Source organism: Pseudomonas sp. 21, assembly GCF_000955805.1.
Classification (GTDB): Bacteria; Pseudomonadota; Gammaproteobacteria; order Pseudomonadales; family Pseudomonadaceae; genus Pseudomonas.
In genome coordinates this window covers 21,683-35,246 of sequence record NZ_JYOA01000015.1, presented here as the reverse complement: position 1 = coordinate 35,246, position 13,564 = coordinate 21,683, and the positions used below count along the sequence as shown (strand labels likewise).

The following is a 13,564-nucleotide window of genomic DNA, read 5'->3' as shown; positions in this document are numbered from 1 at the left end:
GGTCACTCCTGTTGAACGGGTGGTGCGTGGTGCTCGGCTTCTTCTTGAAAGAGAGCAGGGGGTGGGGGACTCCCCGCCAGGAAATGTCCACCCCCAGCTCCTCCCCGGAGGGAGGAGTCGTTCGGTTCTATCAGTCCAGCAGCGAGATGGCGGTAGGCGCATCGATGCCTTTCAGCGCCAGCTCTTCGAACTCGTTGACCGCGTTGATCTCGGTGCCCATGGAGATGTTGGTCACACGCTCCAGGATGACCTCGACCACCACCGGTACACGGTGCTGCTGCATCAGCTCGCGAGCCTGGGCGAAGGCCGCGCCGATCTGGTTCGGGTCGGTCACGCGGATCGCCTTGCAACCCAGGCCTTCCACCACGGCGACGTGGTCGACGCCATAACCGTTGAGCTCCGGCGCGTTGACGTTTTCGAACGCCAGCTGCACGCAGTAGTCGATGTCGAAGCCGCGCTGTGCCTGACGGATCAGACCCAGGTAGGAGTTGTTCACCAGCACGTGGATGTACGGCAGGTTGAACTGCGCGCCGGCGGCCAGCTCTTCGATCATGAACTGGAAGTCATAGTCGCCCGACAGCGCGACGACCTGGCGGCTCGGATCGGCCTTGACCACGCCCAGCGCTGCCGGAATGGTCCAGCCCAGCGGGCCGGCCTGGCCGCAGTTGATCCAGTGGCGCGGCTTGTAGACGTGCAGGAACTGCGCGCCGGCGATCTGCGACAGACCGATGGTACTGACGTAGCAGGTGTCCTTGCCGAAGAACTCGTTCATCTCTTCGTAGACGCGCTGCGGCTTGACCGGCACGTTGTCGAAGTGGGTCTTGCGCTGCAGGGTGCGCTTGCGCTCGCGGCAGGCTTCGACCCAGGCGCTGCGGTCCTTCAGCTTGCCGGCGGCTTTCCACTCGCGGGCCACTTCGAGGAACACGTCCAGGGCGGAACCGGCGTCGGAAACGATGCCCAGGTCCGGGGTGAACACGCGGCCGATCTGGGTCGGTTCGATGTCCACGTGGACGAACTTGCGGCCTGCGGTGTAGACGTCGACCGAGCCGGTGTGACGGTTGGCCCAGCGGTTGCCGATACCCAGCACCATGTCCGATTCCAGGACGGTGGCGTTGCCGTAGCGGTGCGAGGTCTGCAGACCGCACATGCCGGCCATCAGCGGGTGATCGTCGGGGATGGTGCCCCAGCCCATCAGGGTTGGGACCACCGGCACGCCGGTCAGCTCGGCGAATGCCACGAGTTTGTCGGATGCGTCGGCGTTGATGATGCCGCCGCCAGCGCAGATCAGCGGGCGCTCGGCGTCATTGAACAGGGCCAGGGCTTTCTCCGCCTGGGCGCGGCTTGCCTTGGGCTTGTTGACCGGCAGCGGTTCGTAGGCGTCGATGTCGAATTCGATCTCGGCCATCTGCACGTCGAACGGCAGGTCGATCAGCACCGGGCCGGGACGGCCGCTGCGCATTTCGAAGAAGGCCTTCTGGAAGGCGTAGGGCACCTGGCCCGGCTCCAGCACGGTGGTCGCCCACTTGGTGACCGGCTTGACGATGCTGGTGATGTCCACCGCCTGGAAGTCTTCCTTGTGCATGCGCGCACGGGGAGCCTGGCCGGTGATGCAGAGGATCGGGATGGAGTCGGCGGAGGCCGAGTACAGGCCGGTGACCATGTCGGTGCCGGCGGGGCCGGAGGTGCCGATGCACACGCCGATGTTGCCGGCGTTGGTGCGGGTGTAGCCCTCGGCCATGTGCGAGGCGCCTTCCACGTGGCGGGCCAGGACGTGATCGATGCCACCGAGTTTCTTCATGGCCGCATACATGGGGTTGATGGCGGCGCCCGGTACGCCGAAGGCGGTATCCACGCCTTCGCGACGCATGACGAGTACGGCAGCCTCGATTGCTCTCATTCTGGCCATATTTTGTTCCTCGGTTCTTATACTGATTGTGTACAAAAGTTGAGGCGATTCTAGGCAGGCAATTCGACGAAGGTCAAGACGGGTTGTATACGGGGGACTGAGTGGTCATTTTCCATGGAAAGCCTTCTATTTCGGGGCTTTCACGAAAAAGCTGAACGCAGGGTCAAACTATCGTTTGAAAAAATGTATACAAAAATAGATGTGAATTGTCCTTTTAGGTTGCTTTGGGTGAGACCTTCGGCTACTAGATTGCGTACAGATTTCTGATACGCGTGTGCGCAGCTTTGATCTCTGCGCGCGGCGTTGCCCCGGCTTATCCACCTTGATCTGTCTTATCAACTTGAAGAGGAAAACCTCATGACCACCCTGAGCCTGGAAACCGCACTGGACATCACCCGTCACGCCCTGGTGGCCAGCCGCGAGCTGTCCACCGCGCCGCTGACCATCGCCGTGCTGGATGCTGGCGGACACCTGCTGAGCCTGCAGCGCGAGGACGGCGCGAGCATGCTTCGCCCGCAGATCGCCATCGGCAAGGCGTGGGGCGCGGTGGCGCTGGGCAAGTCGTCGCGCGTGCTGGCGGCGGACGCTCAGCAGCGACCGTCGTTCATCGCCGCGGTGAATACCCTGGCGCAAGGCAACGTGGTGCCGGCGCCGGGTGGCGTGCTGATCCGCAATTCGGCCAACGAAGTGATAGGTGCCATCGGCGTCAGTGGCGATGCCTCGGACATCGACGAGCAATGCGCGATCCGTGGCGTGCAGGCGCTGGGCCTGGTCGCTGACGCGGGCTGATCGAAGATAGGGAAGGGCGCGCGTTCGTCGCGCGCCTGGCCGAATTTGTAGGAGCGAGCTTGCTCGCGAACCGCCAAATGCGCCGGATGTATCAGGTGTAAAGCGGGTTCGCGAGCAAGCTCGCTCCTACATTTCTGGCTTCAGATCGACAACGGCCGCAAACGCCCCTGCGGCTTGGGCTCGGCGCCGTTGTCCGGCGCGGTGCCGCGCAGCACCAGGCGGGTAATGGTGTCAGTGGCCGCCTCGAAGTCCGCGTCGCTCAGGCTGGTCTTGCCGGTGACCATGGAGATCTGCCAGTCGAAGTCGGCGTAGGTCTGGGTCGCCGCCCAGATGGTGAACAGCAGGTGATGCGGGTCCACCGGCGCGAGCAGGCCGCGGTCGATCCAGCTCTGCAGGCAGGCGATGTTGCGCTGCGCCTGGGCGTTCAACTCATCCAGGTATTCCTTGGGCAGGTGCGGTGCACCGTGCATCAACTCGCTGGCGAATACCTTGGAGGCGTGCGGCAGTTCCTGGGAGATCTTCACCTTGGAACGGATGTAGGCGCGTAGCGCCTCGCTCGGCTCGTCGTCCTCGCGGAACGGCGCGGAAGCCTGCAGCAGCGGCTCCACCACGCTTTCCAGCACGCAGCGGTAGAGGTTTTCCTTGGACTGGAAGTAGTAGTAGACGTTGGGCTTGGGCAGCCCGGCGCGAGCGGCGATGTCGCTGGTCTTGGTCGCCGCGAAACCCTTCTCGGCGAATTCTTCGCTGGCGGCGCGAAGGATGAGGCGACGGTTACGCTCGCGGATGCTGGTCATTGGCTGGTCTTCTTTCTTTTATTGCTGTTGTCACAGAACAGAGCCGGGCATGGTAGCACCGGGCTCTTGAGCCCCTCAACTCGGGGCTGTCGTGGGGACTGACGTGCAGTTTCCTGACTCTCGAGTCGGTTTTGTGTGTACAGCGACGGCGTTCTAGGGTATTTCTAGCGCACTTTCGTTCGGCACCTGCCATCCGGAACTGCCCACTGCCCATGTCCGATTCCCAGTTGGTCGACCCCTTCGGTCGACGCATCACTTACCTGCGCCTGTCGGTCACCGACCGCTGCGACTTCCGCTGCACCTACTGCATGAGCGAAGACATGCAGTTCCTGCCGCGCGACCAGGTGTTGAGCCTGGAAGAGCTGGAAGCCGTCGCGGACGCCTTCATTGGCCTGGGCGTGAAGCGCATCCGCATCACCGGCGGCGAGCCGCTGGTGCGCAAGGGCCTGACCGGCCTGCTGGCAAGACTGGGCGCACGCCCGGAACTGGACGATCTGTCGATCACCACCAATGGTTCGCAACTGCGTGAACGTGCGGCCGAGCTGCGTGCTGCCGGCGTGCGCCGTCTGAACATCAGCCTCGATTCGCTGCGTCGCGAACGCTTCGCCGCCTTCACTCGCTCCGACAAGCTGGAGCAGGTGCTTGACGGTATCGACGCCGCCCGCGATGCCGGCTTCGAGCGCATCAAGCTCAATGCCGTGGTGCAGAAGGGTCGCAACGACGACGAAGTCTGCGACCTGGTGGCCTTCGCCCTGGAGAAGGGCATCGACATCAGCTTCATCGAGGAGATGCCGCTGGGCAGCGTCAGCAGCCACGAGCGCAAGCAGACCCTGTGCAGTAGCGACGAAGTCCGCGCGCAGCTCGCCGAGCGCTGGCAGCTGCTGCCCACGCCGGAGCGCAGTGGCGGTCCGTCGCGTTACTACCGCATCGACGGATACGCCAGCCGGATCGGCTTCATCTCCCCGCACAGCCACAACTTCTGCGGCGACTGCAACCGGGTGCGGGTGACCGCCGAAGGCAAGCTGGTGCTGTGCCTCGGCCATGAAGGCGCGCTGGACCTGCGCCAGCTGCTGCGCGAGCACCCCGGCGACGGCGCACGCCTGCGCGAAGCATTGATGCAGGCGCTGCAGCTCAAGCCCGAACGCCATCATTTCGAAGCCGATCAGCAGGTGCAGGTGCTGCGCTTCATGAGCATGACCGGCGGCTGAGTTCGCCACGACGGGCGCCCGGCCCGCCGGACAGAACAAAAACAACAGGCAACAAGGAGAGTCGTTTGAAGCTCAAGGCATTCTGCTGCGCGCTCGCCAGCATTTTTTCCAGCGGTGTTTCAAGTGCCGCCATGGCGCAGACCTACGTCGTCGGCGTCGAGAACCTCGCGTTCGCCCCGCACTACAGCACCGATGCGCAGGGCAATTACCAGGGCTTCGCCCGCGAGGTGCTGGACCTGTTCGCCGGCACCAGCGGGATCACCCTGGAATATCGCCCGCTGCCGGTGGATGCGCTGCTGCCGGCGTTGCTGTCCGGCCAGGTCGATCTCAAGTACCCGGACAACCCCGCTTGGGCGCCCGAGCAGAAAGCCGGGAAAACCCTGCGCTACAGCCAGCCGGTGACCGAGTACGTCGACGGCGTGCTGGTGGCGCCGGAGCGGCTGGGGCAGGGTGTCGGTGCCTTGAAGCGGCTGGCGCTGGTGGATGGCTGGACGCCGCGCGGTTATGAGCAGCCGGTGCAGTCCGGGCAGATTGCCCTCGCGCCCAGCGCCGACCTCAAGCAGATGATCCATGCCGCGCTGAAGAAGCAGGCCGATGGCGCCTACTTCAACGTAGTGGTCGCCACTTTTTACCTGGACAACATCCGTGCGAAACCGGGGGCGCTGGTGTTCGATCCTTCGCTGCCACACACGCGGGGCGCCTTCCACCTGTCCACGCTGAAGCAGGGCGAGCTGGTCGAGCGCTTCGATCGCTTCCTCGTCGACCACGCCGGGGAGGTGGCCGCGATCAAGGCGAAGTACGGCGTCGAGGCGAGTCTCGATTCCGAGCACCTGGGCGTCGAGCAGTGGAAAGTGGATTTCCTCGAGCGCCAGAAAGCGAAACAGAAGTCGCCGTGAGCCGCCTTCTTCCCTAGAATCGCCGCTGCCGTTTGCGCGCCAGCCGTAGGGAGGATGAAGTGCGCCGCGCTTTGTTCTTCCTTCGCTGCCATTCCCTGCCGGAGCCGGCATGAGCGAACTCCGCATTCCCCTGCGCGAGGGTGTGCTGGTCTGCCCCGGTTTCCGCATCCAGGCCCAGCCAGCGCCTTCGTTGGCGATCGATGGCGACCTGCTCTGGGCGCTGGAGCAGCCGCAGTGGTGTCCGCTGGCCGTGTCGCTCGAGGAGCGGGACGGCGCACAGTGGATCACGCCGTTGCCGCTGGCGCGGCAGGCCGGTTTCGACCCGCAGCGGGTGATCGGCTGGCGCGATGAGCCGGTGCGCATCGAGCAGCCTGAAGAGGTCGAGGATGCCGAGGCCGCTATCCACTGGTGGCGCGGCGGGACCGTCGAGGATGTGCGCGGGCGCATCAGCCATCATCCCTGGGGGCGCCTGCTGCGCCTCGAAGGTCCGGGCATCGGTCCGGAGCACATTCTCTTTCCCCGCGGTCATGCCTGCCTGTACCTGGGCCATCTGGACGCCGACTGGCGCCAAATACGCTTCGAACTCTTTTCCTGAGTCGGCATCAGACTAGATAGCGGCCCTGCGGTTGCCGCCGACATGGCGGGAGCGTCACGGTCGGTTGTCTCGCGTGCGAGCGGCCTGCACCTCCTGCTCAGTGCATGCAGTCCATGATGAGGTGACCCAGAATGACCATAACAAGACGGGTAAAGAGCCTTGCAGCAGTCCTGGTGTTCGCGCAGTTGGGTGTTGTTGCGGAAGTCCCGTTGGCTCAGGCCGCCATGGTTGGCACCGGCGAAGTGCTGCAGGCACAGCAGCAACAGGTCGACCGCGAACAGTTGTTGAAGATGCTCGATGACCAGGGCGTGCAGAAAAAGCTGCAGTCCATGGGCGTCGAGCGCAGCAAGGTCGAGCAGCGCATCAAGAGCCTGTCCAATGAAGAGCTGGCGCAGTTCAACCAGCAGCTGGACCAGGCCCCCGCTGGCGGCATCATCGGCATCATCCTGTTGTTCCTGCTGATCTTCGTGATCACCGACCTGCTCTGTATCACCCATATCTTCACCTTCGTGAGGTGCCAGCGTTGAAGCGCTGGGCCATGGCCGCCGCGTTTGCGGCGGCCGTGGCACTCGGTGGCTGCGCGCAGTCGCCGACGTTGCCATCGAGCGTGGAGGCGTTGCCGGAGCGGGTGGAACTGAGTGATGTGCAGTTCTTCCCGCAACAGGAATTTCAGTGCGGCCCGGCTGCGCTGGCGACCATGCTCAATCAGCGTGGCGTGCGGGTGACGCCGCGGGAGCTGAAGGACCGGGTGTTTATCCCCGGACGCGAGGGCAGCCTGCAGGTGGAGCTGGTGGCGGCGGCGCGGGAGAAGGGCATGCTGGTCTATCCGCTCAAGCCGCGCCTGGAGAACATCCTCAGCGAAGTGGCGGCGGGCAATCCGGTGCTGATCCTGCAAAACCAGGGGCTGGACTGGCTACCGGTCTGGCACTTCGCGGTGGTGGTCGGCTTCGACCGCAATCGCCATGAACTGATCCTCCGCTCGGGCATCACCGAGCGCCTGGTGATCGACTTCACCGCCTTTGACGTGACCTGGAAGCGCAGCCAGCGCTGGGCGGTACTGACCGTGCCGGCCGATCGCCTGCCGGCGACGGCGGAGCCGACGGCCTGGTTGAGAGCGGCCCACGACCTGGAAGAAACCGGCCAGCCGGCATTGGCGGAGCAGGCCTACCGCACTGCGACCAGGGCCTGGCCGCAGGAGTCGCTCGGCTGGTTCGCCCTGGCCAACGCGCGCTACACCGACGGCAGTCTCGGCGATGCCGAGGATGCGCTGCGCCGCAGTGTTGGTGCGAAGCCAGCGTTTGCGGCTGGCTGGTTCAACCTGGCCAACGTGCTGGGTGAGCGCGGTTGTGCGCAGCAGGCCGGCGCAGCGGCGAGTTGTGCGCGACGCCTGGCGCCGGACGATGCGCGCTTCTCGCAGAAGATTGGCAGTGCGGCCGCGGCAGGTGACAGTTGCCAGGCGGTGCCGGCCTGCCCGGTGAACTGAGGCGCACAGGTTTCCTGAACCCAGGCGGGGAGGGCGTGGCCTGACCCGGCAATGTTCCAGCGAGGTGCTTGGCATGGCCAGCGAAAAACCACCGGCACGCAGCGGCGCCCGTGCCAAGCAGAGCGCGTCGAGCACCAAGAAGGCGGCGCCTCGCAATGCTTCCCGCAGCGCCAGGGCTGGTAGCGATACGGCCGACGAGCTCTCGGCCGAAGAGCGCCGCAAGGTCGAGAAGAGTCAGCCGCCCCGCCCGCTGGTGCTGCACGAAGTCATCCGCCTGCAGGGCAATCACGAACTGGAGCGCACCCTGGCGGCGCTCTGGTGGTCGGCACTGGCTGCCGGGCTGACCATCGGGCTGTCGCTGATGGCCATGGGGTTGTTCCGCGCGCGTCTGCCGGACCACGACATGGCGGTGATCACCAGCAGCCTTGGCTATCCGGTGGGCTTCCTGGCGATCATCCTCGCGCGCCAGCAACTGTTCACCGAGAACACCCTGACGGCAGTGCTGCCGGTGATGAGCGAGCCCACGCTGGAGAAGTTCGGCCAGTTGCTGCGCCTGTGGTCGGTGGTACTGCTGGGCAATATCGTCGGCGCGCTGCTGTTCGCCTACGGCATGCTGCACCTGCCGATCTTCGACACCAAGGCGGATCAGGCTTTCCTGGAGATCGGTCGCGAGGTCATGGAGAACGACCATTGGCAGATGTTTTCCAAGGGCATCGTTTCCGGCTGGATGATCGCCACCATGGTCTGGCTGGTGCCGGCGGCGGAGAACGCCAAGGTGTGGATCATCTTCCTGGTCACCTACCTGATGGCGCTGGGCAGCTTCAGCCACATCGTGGTCGGCACCTGCGAGGTGGGCTACCTGATGTTCGCCGGGGAAGTGGGGTTGGCGCCATTCGTCATCGATTTCGCCTTGCCGACGCTGCTGGGCAATATCGTCGGCGGCAGTCTGATCTTCGCGTTGATGAGCCATGCCCAGGTGCGCAGTGATACGTCGTCGCCGGAGAAGTCCCCGAAAAGAAAAACGGCGCCCTGAGGCGCCGTTTTTTCGTGCGGTGTGAAGCGAGGCGTCAGATGCCCAGCTTGTCGCGCATGGTGTAGTACCAGGCACCGATCGCGGAGAACGGAACCTGGAACATGCGGCCGCCCGGGAAGGGGTAGTGCGGCAGGGTGGCGAAGGCGTCGAAACGCTCGGCCTGGCCACGCAGCACTTCGGCCAGCAGCTTGCCCGCGAGGTGGGTGTAGGTCACGCCGTGGCCCGAGCAGCCCTGGGAGTAATAGATGTTGTCGCCGATACGGCCAACCTGCGGCAGACGCGAGAGGGTCAGCAGGAAGTTGCCGGTCCAGGCGAAGTCGATCTTCACGTCCTTCAGTTGCGGGAAGACCTTGAGCATCTTCGGACGAATGATTGCCTCGATGTTCGACGGGTCGCGCGCACCGTAGACCACGCCACCGCCGAAGATCAGGCGGTTGTCGCCGGTCAGGCGGTAGTAGTCGAGCAGGTAGTTGCAGTCCTCGACGCAATAGTCGGTCGGCAGCAGGGACTTGGCCAGGTCGGCGCTCAGCGGCTCGGTGGTGATCACCTGGGTGCCGCACGGCATGGACTTGGAAGCCAGCTCCGGCACCAGCCCGCCGAGGTAGGCGTTACCGGCCACCACGATGAACTTGGCTTTCACGCGGCCCTTCGGGGTGTGCACGACCGGGTTGGCGCCTCGGTCGATCTTCACGGCAGGGGACTGCTCGTGGATCACGCCGCCCAGGGATTCCACGGCTGCGGCTTCGCCCAGGGCGAGGTTCAGCGGGTGGATGTGGCCGCCGCTCATGTCGAGCATGCCGCCGACATAGCTGTCGGTGCCGACGACTTCACGGATGCGCTTGGCGTCCATCAGTTCCAGCTGGGTGTGGCCGAAGCGCTCCCACAGCTTTTTCTGCGACTCCAGATGGCCCATCTGCTTGGCGCTGAGGGCCGCGAACACGCCGCCGTCCTTCAGGTCGCACTGGATGTTGTACTTGGCGATACGCTCGCGAATGATGCGGCCGCCTTCGAAGGCCATGTCACCCAGCAGCTTGGCCTGCTTGGCGCCGACGGTGCGTTCGATGACGTCGATGTCGCGACTATAGCTGTTGACGATCTGGCCGCCGTTGCGGCCCGACGCACCGAAGCCAACCTTGGCGGCTTCCAGCACGGTGACCTTGAAACCGTTTTCCAGCAGGAACAGGGCGGTCGACAGGCCGGTGTAGCCTGCGCCGATCACGCAGACATCGGTTTCCACCTCGCCTTGCAGTTCAGGACGGGCCGGGACCGGATTGGCCGAAGCTGCGTAATAGGAAGAGGGGTAGGAGGTGTGCGGCATAATGCACCTGTGTTTGTTATTTTTTACGAGATGTGCGGATGCTACCTGAGTCGAATCAGACCGGCTAGTGCCCGTGCAAAATAATTTACGGACGGTCGAACATAAAAAAATTCACTTTTTCAGTGGCTTAGCTGAAAAAAGTGCTTGACGCTCTAAAACGATCGCGTAGAATGCGCCCCACACGACAGGCACATAGCTCAGTTGGTTAGAGCACCACCTTGACATGGTGGGGGTCGTTGGTTCGAGTCCAATTGTGCCTACCAAACATAATCGCTTCGGCGATTTCAGAAAGGGCGACCCGAAAGGGTCGCCCTTTTTGTTTTGCGCGTTTTTCGGTGTGTTGGGAAGGCTCGGCCTGATCTGCAGCCGCAAGGCGGCGCGCCTGCGGGTGCTCGATCGCCCGTTCCGGTGTCGTTCATGGTGTTAGCTGGCCGGCTTGGCCTGGCGGCGCCTGGCGGCGCCTGGGTGTGTTCGATCGGTAGTCTCTCCTTCTTATACAGGCTCACGGACCCGCTGCGCGGAACTCGCGCTTTCCGCTGTGCGCTTGTGGGGTGCCGCTGCAAGTCTTGCGGCTGCTCCGTGCTGGCGAGGCGGTGAAGGGCTTTGAGCTGGGGGGGGGGGGGGGGGGCGCTTGGGCGGTCGCTAATTCATCGCGCTTCTGCGCTCGCTGTAGGTTTCGTACTGCCGGCACTTCTGCTCAGCGTTGGCAAATGCCTGATCGGGTGTCTGATCTCCGTGGTAGCCGAAGCGCACGAAATACCTGACGACCACCTGGGTATCCGCGTCGAGCTTGGCGCTGCCATCGTGAACGGCCGCTATCGCCTGCTGTTCGGTCTTGCCCTCGTTTCGGTACAGGGCTCCCGCGCGGGCGAACAGGCCGATGCCGGTGCAGAAGTCGGAGGCTTGGGCGCCGGCGGCAAGAGGCATGAGCAGGAGCAATGCTGTGAGCGTTTTCATGTGGCCTCACTGAGCCTGCGATTTCATTCTGCCTCTAAGTATGGAGCCTGCTGCGGTCTTCTGCTCGTGCTGCAGGGGGTGTGACGAAGCCTTTCTCGTTCAGGGCGTGCGTATGCCAGGCCTGTCCAGGTTGTTGGTGATGGCATGAACAAAAAACGCCCGATGCAGTGCATCGGGCGTTTTGCTATCGGTGGCTTTCGAAGCCGGGGCCGCCGCCGTGGCCGCCGTCTCCGTGGTTGCCGCCACCGCCGTGGCTACCTCGACCAGGGCCGCCGAAGGGCGGGAAGAACGGCCAGCAGCCGGAGAGCAATACTAAGGTGGTGAGCAGGGCGGCTTTGGTCAGCTTGGACAACATCGATACACCATAGGACATGAAAAAATCGGCGCGAAGTAGACCTGCCGGCGGCTCCGGTGTCTCGAAGAATTTGGTATCGGCAAGGTAAGTATTGTGTCGGCGCCGATGCATTGCCGGCGATTCATGGAGTGGGGTGTGCTGGTGGCGCTAACGAGAAGCCCCGCACCTGGAGAGAGCGGGGCTTCAAGACGGCAACTCAGGGGGTACGAGCAAGCCGGTCCTTCGGCTGCGCTGTGAATATAGCTCCGACCCAGCGTCCTTCCAGTGGTTGGGGCATCAGGCGTCGTCAGTGGCGCTTGGCGCTGGATGGGCGGTCCGGTAGGGTCGCCTTCGTTGGCTTTCGGGCGGGTGGCTGGCCCGCGGAATTGCAGGGAGGGCTGCTATGGTTTCCCTTGGCGTGTGCTCGGAGGTGGTGATGGGTGGTCTGCGATCCTGGTTGTTGCTCGGCGTGTTGTGGATGCCGCTACCGGCGTTGGCGGAAATGCAGGTGATCTGGCCGCAGGGGTGGGAGGTTTCGCGTTCGCCAGCTGATGCGACGGCTGATGCGCCTGTGGTTCGTCAGCGTGGGGTGCGCATGGCGGAGGATGGCTCCCAGGACCTGGTCATGGAGGTCACTCGCAGTCGGCTCGGCTCTGCCGCCAAGGTCAGTGTCGAGAATGTCATCGTTGAGATGCGCAAGGCGCTGCAGAAGGACTTCATGCGCCAGGGGTTCCAGGCGGCGTGCAGCAAGCCGCTGGATGCGAAGCTGGGTGGGCTGGCGGGGCTGGAAGTGCATTGCGGCATCAGCCAGAACGGCACCGAGGTGCTCAAGCAGACAGTGCAGGTCGCGTTGGGTGATGGGGCGGCGTACTCGCTGACCTATGCGGCACCATCGGAGCGCTATGCGGCGCTGATGGCGGAGATCGAATCGGTGAAGGCGGGCATCAGTCTGAATTGAGCGCTGCTTTTATATGGCCGGCAGAAAAGCAAAAGCCCCGCTCATGCGGGGCTTTTTTCGTTTTCAGGTTCAGGCAGCGATAGTGGCCTGCACTCGCTGGATCACCGCGCTCAGCGGTGCCTCGCCCTGGTATTGCTGAGGGTAGAGGCGTTCGGTGTGCTTGGCGATGCCGTGTTCGTTCACCAGGGTGAAGCTGAAGCCGTGCTTGCGCTTGGCCTGAATGACGCAGTTCAGAGGGGCGAAGGCCGCCGAGAGGGTGCGAATCGCCTCCTGGATTTGCAGGGAGGTTTTCATTGTCTTGTCTTTCCAAATAGGTAACGGTCCTATGACCGTCGAAATCGTCAAAAGCTCCGGGTGCGATCTGAGAATGCAGAAAACGTATGACCGGAATATGGCAGCGATTGGAAACTTGGGGGTCTGTTCGCGTCAGGCTGCGATGTTGGGTGAAAGCAGGGTGTCTGACGTGGGGCGCTGATCGCTCGGGCAAATGTTCCTGGCGCGGTTGGCGTGCTCTGGAATCGATGCGGAGGATGCGCTGGCCGTGGCCCTGTAGAACCCAGCTTCTGCCCTGGATCAGGTAGGGAGTGCTGGGAGGGGCGACCTTGGGTTTGGTGTTCGCTGGGGGCGATTATAAGGATTTCTGCTAACGATGGCTAGTTTTTATACAGCCGTCGGTCAGTTCCCCGGTAGGGAGGGCAGAAATTCCGCGGAGCGGGAGCGCTCCGCGGAAGATCGGTCTTACTGCAGCCAGGATTCCACGGTGTCGCCACCGTATTGTTGTTTCCAGGCTTTCAGGGTCTTGTGGTTGCCGCCCTTGGTCTCGATGGTCTCGCCGTTGTGCGGGTTCTTGTAGACCTTCAGTTGGCGGGTGCGGCGCGGCTGCTGTGCTGCGACCGGCTCGGTGGAAGTCTGTGGGTCGAGAATGTCGATGACATTGCGCAGGTTCATGCCGTACTGGTCCATCAAGGCTTGCAGTTGATCCTTGAACTCCAGTTCTTTTTTCAGGCCGCCATCGCTCTTGAGTTTCTCGAGCAGGGCGAGTTGTTCCTGGAGTTTGCGCTCGGCTTCGCGGAATTCCGCAAGTTTGGACATCTGGGTGCTCCCGTATGCAGGGTGATTAGTACGGCGCGATTCTGTGTTCTTATGATTGTTCGCGTCAACTGAATATATGAATTGTTGCGATTGGGAAAACACACTTTAAATGTTAAGGGCGCATGAAGGGTTGGTCGATTAATTGATCGGTGAGGGATAATCCATGGGCGAAGGGGCGCGGCGGGATTTTTCGTCGTTCAA

16 protein-coding genes and 1 tRNA gene are annotated in these 13,564 nt (G+C 63.3%); 9 read left to right on the top strand and 8 right to left on the bottom strand.

Annotation, left to right across the window (positions count from 1 at the left end; genetic code table 11):
- Positions 1-130: 130 nt before the first annotated feature.
- Positions 131-1,906, bottom strand: a complete 1,776-nt coding sequence (gene gcl, locus UB43_RS27575) for a glyoxylate carboligase (RefSeq protein ID WP_045217801.1) — start codon at positions 1,904-1,906, stop codon at positions 131-133.
- A 357-nt stretch (positions 1,907-2,263) separates the two neighbouring features.
- Between gcl and UB43_RS27570 the strand changes: the two genes are divergently transcribed.
- The gene (locus UB43_RS27570; RefSeq protein ID WP_045217800.1) at positions 2,264-2,695 is read left to right on the top strand and encodes a heme-binding protein; all 432 of its coding nucleotides are present in this window, start codon (positions 2,264-2,266) and stop codon (positions 2,693-2,695) included.
- 140 nt (positions 2,696-2,835) lie between these two features.
- Here the strand turns inward: UB43_RS27570 and UB43_RS27565 are convergent, their stop codons facing one another.
- The gene (locus tag UB43_RS27565) at positions 2,836-3,489 is read right to left on the bottom strand and encodes a TetR/AcrR family transcriptional regulator (RefSeq protein WP_045217799.1); all 654 of its coding nucleotides are present in this window, start codon (positions 3,487-3,489) and stop codon (positions 2,836-2,838) included.
- A 212-nt stretch (positions 3,490-3,701) separates the two neighbouring features.
- Here UB43_RS27565 and moaA point away from each other — a divergent pair, with 212 nt between their 5' ends.
- Positions 3,702-4,697, top strand: coding sequence for a GTP 3',8-cyclase MoaA (moaA, locus tag UB43_RS27560; RefSeq protein ID WP_045217798.1), 996 nt, complete (start codon positions 3,702-3,704; stop codon positions 4,695-4,697).
- Here the strand turns inward: moaA and UB43_RS29715 are convergent.
- Positions 4,675-4,830: a hypothetical protein gene (locus UB43_RS29715; protein ID WP_156160517.1), complete on the bottom strand. Its 156-nt coding sequence runs from the start codon at positions 4,828-4,830 to the stop codon at positions 4,675-4,677. The genes moaA and UB43_RS29715 overlap by 23 nt on opposite strands.
- On the opposite strand from UB43_RS29715, the gene UB43_RS27555 reads away from it, so the two are divergent.
- From UB43_RS27555 to UB43_RS27535, 5 genes are all read left to right on the top strand, one after another.
- Entirely contained in the window at positions 4,829-5,593 is a 765-nt protein-coding gene (locus tag UB43_RS27555; RefSeq protein ID WP_045217840.1) for an ABC transporter substrate-binding protein, read from the top strand. The two genes, UB43_RS29715 and UB43_RS27555, sit on opposite strands and share 2 nt — an antisense overlap.
- A 109-nt stretch (positions 5,594-5,702) precedes the next feature.
- Positions 5,703-6,188 (top strand): hypothetical protein, encoded by a 486-nt coding sequence (locus UB43_RS27550; RefSeq protein WP_045217797.1) that lies wholly within the window; start codon positions 5,703-5,705, stop codon positions 6,186-6,188.
- Positions 6,189-6,319: 131 nt separating this feature from the next.
- The gene (locus UB43_RS27545) at positions 6,320-6,715 is read left to right on the top strand and encodes a PA2779 family protein (protein ID WP_026078724.1); all 396 of its coding nucleotides are present in this window, start codon (positions 6,320-6,322) and stop codon (positions 6,713-6,715) included.
- A gap of 11 nt (positions 6,716-6,726) precedes the next feature.
- The gene (locus tag UB43_RS27540) at positions 6,727-7,671 is read left to right on the top strand and encodes a PA2778 family cysteine peptidase (protein ID WP_045217796.1); all 945 of its coding nucleotides are present in this window, start codon (positions 6,727-6,729) and stop codon (positions 7,669-7,671) included.
- 73 nt (positions 7,672-7,744) lie between these two features.
- Positions 7,745-8,704, top strand: a complete 960-nt coding sequence (locus tag UB43_RS27535; protein ID WP_045217795.1) for a formate/nitrite transporter family protein — start codon at positions 7,745-7,747, stop codon at positions 8,702-8,704.
- Between the two features lie 34 nt (positions 8,705-8,738).
- Here the strand turns inward: UB43_RS27535 and UB43_RS27530 are convergent, their stop codons facing one another.
- Positions 8,739-10,022 (bottom strand): FAD-binding oxidoreductase, encoded by a 1,284-nt coding sequence (locus UB43_RS27530; RefSeq protein ID WP_045217794.1) that lies wholly within the window; start codon positions 10,020-10,022, stop codon positions 8,739-8,741.
- A gap of 186 nt (positions 10,023-10,208) precedes the next feature.
- Between UB43_RS27530 and UB43_RS27525 the strand changes: the two genes are divergently transcribed.
- Positions 10,209-10,285: transfer RNA gene (locus tag UB43_RS27525), tRNA-Val, on the top strand.
- Positions 10,286-10,664: 379 nt separating this feature from the next.
- On the opposite strand, the gene UB43_RS27520 is transcribed toward UB43_RS27525, so the two are convergent.
- Both UB43_RS27520 and UB43_RS29340 read right to left on the bottom strand, forming a co-directional pair.
- The gene (locus UB43_RS27520) at positions 10,665-10,979 is read right to left on the bottom strand and encodes a hypothetical protein (protein WP_045217793.1); all 315 of its coding nucleotides are present in this window, start codon (positions 10,977-10,979) and stop codon (positions 10,665-10,667) included.
- A 184-nt stretch (positions 10,980-11,163) separates the two neighbouring features.
- Positions 11,164-11,352 carry a hypothetical protein gene (locus tag UB43_RS29340; RefSeq protein WP_082085930.1) on the bottom strand — a complete coding sequence of 63 codons (189 nt, stop codon included), beginning with the start codon at positions 11,350-11,352 and terminating at the stop codon, positions 11,164-11,166.
- A gap of 364 nt (positions 11,353-11,716) precedes the next feature.
- On the opposite strand from UB43_RS29340, the gene UB43_RS27515 reads away from it, so the two are divergent.
- On the top strand, positions 11,717-12,271 hold the full coding sequence (locus UB43_RS27515) for a DUF4946 domain-containing protein (protein ID WP_256205369.1): 555 nt from the start codon (positions 11,717-11,719) through the stop codon (positions 12,269-12,271).
- Between the two features lie 69 nt (positions 12,272-12,340).
- Here the strand turns inward: UB43_RS27515 and UB43_RS27510 are convergent, their stop codons facing one another.
- Positions 12,341-12,565: a hypothetical protein gene (locus UB43_RS27510; protein WP_045217792.1), complete on the bottom strand. Its 225-nt coding sequence runs from the start codon at positions 12,563-12,565 to the stop codon at positions 12,341-12,343.
- 444 nt (positions 12,566-13,009) lie between these two features.
- Entirely contained in the window at positions 13,010-13,363 is a 354-nt protein-coding gene (locus UB43_RS27505) for a histone-like nucleoid-structuring protein, MvaT/MvaU family (RefSeq protein ID WP_045217791.1), read from the bottom strand.
- Between the last annotated feature and the right edge of the window lie 201 nt (positions 13,364-13,564).

Bases quoted from the DNA above. Each gene is read 5' to 3' on its own strand.
- UB43_RS27510 (WP_045217792.1), bottom strand. From the start codon at position 12,565: ATGAAAACCTCCCTGCAAATCCAGGAGGCGATTCGCACCCTCTCGGCG.
- UB43_RS27535 (WP_045217795.1), top strand. From the start codon at position 7,745: ATGGCCAGCGAAAAACCACCGGCACGCAGCGGCGCCCGTGCCAAGCAG.
- UB43_RS27530 (WP_045217794.1), bottom strand. From the start codon at position 10,022: ATGCCGCACACCTCCTACCCCTCTTCCTATTACGCAGCTTCGGCCAAT.
- UB43_RS27505 (WP_045217791.1), bottom strand. From the start codon at position 13,363: ATGTCCAAACTTGCGGAATTCCGCGAAGCCGAGCGCAAACTCCAGGAA.
- UB43_RS29715 (WP_156160517.1), bottom strand. From the start codon at position 4,830: ATGGCGGCACTTGAAACACCGCTGGAAAAAATGCTGGCGAGCGCGCAG.
- UB43_RS27570 (WP_045217800.1), top strand. From the start codon at position 2,264: ATGACCACCCTGAGCCTGGAAACCGCACTGGACATCACCCGTCACGCC.
- UB43_RS27520 (WP_045217793.1), bottom strand. From the start codon at position 10,979: ATGAAAACGCTCACAGCATTGCTCCTGCTCATGCCTCTTGCCGCCGGC.
- gcl (WP_045217801.1), bottom strand. From the start codon at position 1,906: ATGGCCAGAATGAGAGCAATCGAGGCTGCCGTACTCGTCATGCGTCGC.
- UB43_RS29340 (WP_082085930.1), bottom strand. From the start codon at position 11,352: ATGTCCTATGGTGTATCGATGTTGTCCAAGCTGACCAAAGCCGCCCTG.
- UB43_RS27555 (WP_045217840.1), top strand. From the start codon at position 4,829: ATGGCGCAGACCTACGTCGTCGGCGTCGAGAACCTCGCGTTCGCCCCG.
- moaA (WP_045217798.1), top strand. From the start codon at position 3,702: ATGTCCGATTCCCAGTTGGTCGACCCCTTCGGTCGACGCATCACTTAC.
- UB43_RS27540 (WP_045217796.1), top strand. From the start codon at position 6,727: ATGGCCGCCGCGTTTGCGGCGGCCGTGGCACTCGGTGGCTGCGCGCAG.
- UB43_RS27565 (WP_045217799.1), bottom strand. From the start codon at position 3,489: ATGACCAGCATCCGCGAGCGTAACCGTCGCCTCATCCTTCGCGCCGCC.
- UB43_RS27550 (WP_045217797.1), top strand. From the start codon at position 5,703: ATGAGCGAACTCCGCATTCCCCTGCGCGAGGGTGTGCTGGTCTGCCCC.
- UB43_RS27545 (WP_026078724.1), top strand. From the start codon at position 6,320: ATGACCATAACAAGACGGGTAAAGAGCCTTGCAGCAGTCCTGGTGTTC.
- UB43_RS27515 (WP_256205369.1), top strand. From the start codon at position 11,717: ATGGTTTCCCTTGGCGTGTGCTCGGAGGTGGTGATGGGTGGTCTGCGA.